Origin of the sequence: Streptomyces sp. NPDC017943 (genome assembly GCF_044328425.1) — a bacterium.
Classification (GTDB): Bacteria; Actinomycetota; Actinomycetes; order Streptomycetales; family Streptomycetaceae; genus Streptomyces; species Streptomyces djakartensis_A.
Window position 1 is genome coordinate 1 of sequence record NZ_JBIRHH010000059.1, and the last position, 4,292, is coordinate 4,292.

General features: G+C 65.0%; 3 protein-coding genes and 2 pseudogenes. 3 read left to right on the forward strand and 2 right to left on the reverse strand.

Annotation, left to right across the window (positions count from 1 at the left end; genetic code table 11):
• The first annotated feature begins 493 nt into the window (after positions 1-493).
• Positions 494-874, forward strand: coding sequence for a peptidase inhibitor family I36 protein (locus tag ACH4C6_RS36010; protein ID WP_398112790.1), 381 nt, complete (start codon positions 494-496; stop codon positions 872-874).
• 638 nt (positions 875-1,512) lie between these two features.
• Positions 1,513-2,262 (forward strand): MBL fold metallo-hydrolase, encoded by a 750-nt coding sequence (locus ACH4C6_RS36015; protein ID WP_398112791.1) that lies wholly within the window; start codon positions 1,513-1,515, stop codon positions 2,260-2,262.
• 87 nt (positions 2,263-2,349) lie between these two features.
• On the opposite strand, the pseudogene ACH4C6_RS36020 reads toward ACH4C6_RS36015, so the two are convergent.
• A pseudogene (locus ACH4C6_RS36020) lies at positions 2,350-2,761 on the reverse strand (transposase).
• A gap of 292 nt (positions 2,762-3,053) precedes the next feature.
• On the opposite strand from ACH4C6_RS36020, the pseudogene ACH4C6_RS36025 reads away from it, so the two are divergent.
• A pseudogene (locus tag ACH4C6_RS36025) lies at positions 3,054-4,097 on the forward strand (IS110 family transposase); the annotation flags it as partial.
• A 34-nt stretch (positions 4,098-4,131) separates the two neighbouring features.
• On the opposite strand, the gene ACH4C6_RS36030 reads toward ACH4C6_RS36025, so the two are convergent.
• Positions 4,132-4,292 (reverse strand): transposase (locus ACH4C6_RS36030; protein WP_398112792.1); only part of this gene is annotated, 161 nt, incomplete at its 5' end.

Genomic DNA, 4,292 nt, shown 5'->3' on the forward strand with positions numbered 1-4,292 from the left:
CTCGATCCACTTCGGATCATCCGCTGAGATCACCCCACCCATGCACAGCCAACGCACCAACGGCCAAACCGGTTACGGGACAACCTCTAGCGGACAGTGTTATCGCAGCTTCGCCGGATCCATCCTCATAGCAAGCGCTTCAGGCAGATTTTGGAGTCGGAGAGCGACCTCGGAAAGTGTGCCGAACCCTTACTCACATGGCGCCAGATGCATGCAGCGAGACCAGCCCCAATGAATTTTCGCATCGCCAATGCTGCCGCATACTTCGATCGAGTATGAGCCGGTGCCCAGTCCGACGCCGTGTGAGGGGGAGGGCAGCTGTGACAAGGGAGAGGTGCAGGTGAACCAGATCTGAGCGCACGACGTTGTAGTAGTCGAAAGCGTGAGCCGGCCGTCCTGTCGGATGCGAAGTTTGAATCGGAGTAAAGCAATGCGTACTTTTAGGGTAGCTCTGGCATCTGGGTTGGCTGCGTGCGCCCTCGTTGCAGGAATCGTGGGATTCTCTGCGAGCGGCGAAGAGGCTAACCAGGAGGTCAAGGTGGAGGCGAAGTTTGACCGCTTTACCATCCATGATCAGGTAGCTTGTGAGAATATCGGCACCAAAGGCACGCTCCAGCTTTATTCGAATAGCAAGTTCGAGGTCGACGACTATGCGATGTGTGTTCGTCCTGGCCTCTTCGAAGCAGACATGGAAAATCAAGGGCTGAATGATGAGGTGAAGTCTGTAAGGAATGACTCGTACGTGACGTACTGTCTCTATAGGGATGCCGATTTCAAGGGTGCTGCCATGGAGGTATTTCCAGGGCAAAGTTTCGCGCTGACCGGCCACTACGAGACGTTCAATGACAGCATCTCGTCGCTCCGCCGGTGCTGACCCGGTTGCGCTGACGGGGCAGCGGTGGATGGTCGTCGGAGTGTTCCCTTGCCGGCAAGGCAGTAATGAGCATTGCTGCAAGGGCGACTTCTCCTGCCATGAAGCCGTGCTGACTCGCCAGACCGCGGGCGGCGTTTCCGCGGCCAGGCCGGAATCGAGGCTGGCCTCGTTGAGCCAGCGCGGTACACCTTGGCGCAGGCGCCCGCTGGATTCCGGCTGTCGATCAGGGCCGGCAACCGGAAGCGGGTGGTCGACTTCGCGGTACCGAAGCTACGAAGGAGTATGAGCCAGGGGCAGCCGCCGACCAGCCTGCGGATCACGGCCGCGAACAGCGGCTCACCCGAAGTTGTTGACCGGCCCGAGGCGGAGCTGCTGCGTCCAGGACCTTCCTCCAGGACGTGATACCCAACCCCAGCGCCGTTGTGAATGAGTCCCGGCTGGCCCGGCCACCAGTGGCCTGTTGCGGTGAGCCGTTCGACGGCATCACGCAGCGGCAGTCGTGGCCGTGGTGGGCAGCGTGGGACCGCTGCTGTCCGTCGGCTCCCCATCGCGCAGGCCGTCGCCCGGAAGCCGCTACAGTCCCGCTGCCCCGCGGCCGACCTACAAGCACCCCGCAGTACTAACGAGAACGAGGACCCATGCGCGCCGACATTCGCCAAGTCGCCGACGGCACCTACCTGGTGCACGGTAGTAACACCAACTGGATCATTCTGACCGAGGGCGGCGAGGCCACCCTGATCGACACCGGGTACCCCGGCGACCGCTCGCTCCTGCTGACGTCACTGACCGAGGTGGGCAGCGCTCCCGAGCGGGTGGCGGCCGTCCTGCTCACCCATGCCCACAACGACCACCTGGGCTCCGCCCAGTACCTGCGCACAACGTATGGCACCCCCGTCCTCGCGCACGAGGACGAGGTGCCACACGCCCGCCGGGACTACCTCCACCAGGTCTCTGTGAGCACGGTGCTGCGTAACGCCTGGCGGCCCGGAGTACTGCCCTGGGCTGTGCACACCCTGCGTGTCGGCGGTTCCGCTCAGCACCCGGTCACCGCACCCCGGCCTTTTGCCCAAGACGGTCCGCTCGACCTGCCCGGCCGGCCGGTACCGGTCCCCACCCCCGGCCACACCCTGGGCCACTGCGCCTACCACCTGCCGGACGTCGGAGCGGTCGTCTCCGGAGACGCCCTGGTGAGCGGCCACCCCACTTCGCGGGTCACCGGGCCGCAACTCCTGCCCGACATGTTCCATCACGAGCGGACTCGCGCGGTGTCCTCACTCGACCTTCTGGAGTGCCTCGACGGCGACCTGCTGCTCCCCGGCCACGGCCCCGCCCACCGCGGCCCGGTCGCGCGGGCCACCGATCAGGCACGTACCCGAGCCCTGGCCTGAACTGATCTGTGAGGTGCGGGGCAAAAGAGCGCGCCGCCTGACCTACGGTTTCCTACCTCCAGGCCTCATCCCCCATAAAACTGTGTCCTACATGGTCAGTTTCCGGAGCCGTTTGTAGCAGCAGAGGGCGGCGGCGAGTCCGAGAAAGGCCAGGTAGTTGCCTGGGTTCTGCTCGTAGCGGTGGTTGAGTCGGCGGTAGCCGGACAGCCAGGACATGGTGCGTTCGATGACCCACCTTCGGCGGCCGAGTTGCTCGCTGGAGTCGCCTCCCTTGCGGGCGATGCGGACGCCGATGTGCTTGTCCATAGCCATCGCCGAAGGTGAGGGACGTCGTACGCCTTGTCCGCATGAAGACGCCCGGGCTTGGAATCGGCGCGTGGGATTCGTGTCCCATGTGGAAATGGGACGGCATCGGCTTCAGGGCCTGGCTGTCGTGGACGTTTGCGGCGGAGACTCCGACGCGTAGGGGTAGTCCGTTCGCGTCGGACAGGACGTGCATCTTGGAACCGGGCTTGCCTCGGTCCACGGGGCTCGGACCTGTGTGTTCGCCCCGTTACCTTCTTTGTGGCCTCGCGAGGAGGCTCCCGGCCTTCGGCCCGGTATGACTTGAGCCCCCTGTCGAGATGATCGAAAAGGTGGTGTCGCTGGTGCCGGAGGCATTGGCAGACCGCTGATTAGAGGCACGAGCGCCCAGCCCTCAACCGGGTAGGGCAGTCTCTTCGTAACGTGGATGCCGGCACGCTGATGCCACAGGTCAGGCCGGGGAACAGGCGAGGGCGGGAGCGACGGTCGTGACAGACGAAACTGACATCGGCGTCTATCTGGGGCTCGATGTCGGCAAGGGTGAACATCACGCCGCCGCTGTCAATCGCGCGGGGAAGAAGGTGTTCGACAAGCCGCTGACCAACAGTGAACCGAAGCTGCGGGAACTGTTCGACAAGCTTCGGGCCAAGCACGGAACCGTGCTGGTGGTCGTCGACCAGCCGGCTTCTATCGGAGCTCTGCCCTTGGCGGTCGCCCGGGATGCAGGCTGCCAGGTCGCCTACTTGCCCGGGCTGACCATGCGACGGATTGCCGATCTTTACCCTGGTGAGGCCAAGACCGACGCCCGTGACGCGTTCGTCATCGCGGACGCGGCCAGAGCGATGCCCCACACCCTCCGGGTGGTCGATCCCGCCGATGAGACGGTCGCCGAGCTCGCGATGATCGCGGGCTTCGACGACGAGCTGGCGGGCGAGTCCACCCGGATCACCAACCGGCTCCGCGGCCTGCTCACCCAGATCCATCCGTCACTGGAGCGGGCCCTGGGCCCACGAATTCAGCACCCGGCCGTGCTCAGGCTGCTGGACCAGTACGGCTCACCCGCCCAGATCCGCAAAGCCGGAAGGCGACGACTGGTCACCCTGATAAGGCCGAAGGCACCACGGATGGCCGAGCGGCTGGTCGAGGACATCTTCACCGCACTCGACGAACAGACCGTCGTCGTCCCGGGCACCGACGCGGCCGCACTGATCGTCCCCAGCCTCGCCAGTTCCCTCCAGTCCATCCTTGACCAGCGCAAACTCCTCGCCGCACGGATCGAAGAGCTCCTGGAGGCCCACCCTCTTTCCCGGGTCCTGATCTCGATGCCCGGCATCGGAGTCAGGACCGCGGCCCGCATCCTCATCGACGTCGGTGACGGCAGTGGCTTCGCCACCGCCGGCCACCTCGCCGCCTACGCCAGCCTGGCACCCGTGACCAGGAACTCCGGCTCCTCCATCCGCGGCGAACACCCCTCGAGACGCGGCAACAAACAGCTCAAGCGCGCCTTCTACCTCGCCGCGTTCGCCTCACTCACCCACCTAGAGGTTGTGCCGTATGGGGTGTGAGTTATCCGGTGAGGGCTAGGTTGTGGAGCCGGGCGATGCCGAGCATGGCCTGGTGAACGCCGTTGCCCTTCAGTCGGCAGTCCCGCAGGATTTTCCAGTTCTTCAGCCGCGACAGGGCGTGTTCCACCCGGGCTCGCGCCCGGCGGTGGACGGCGTTCTCCG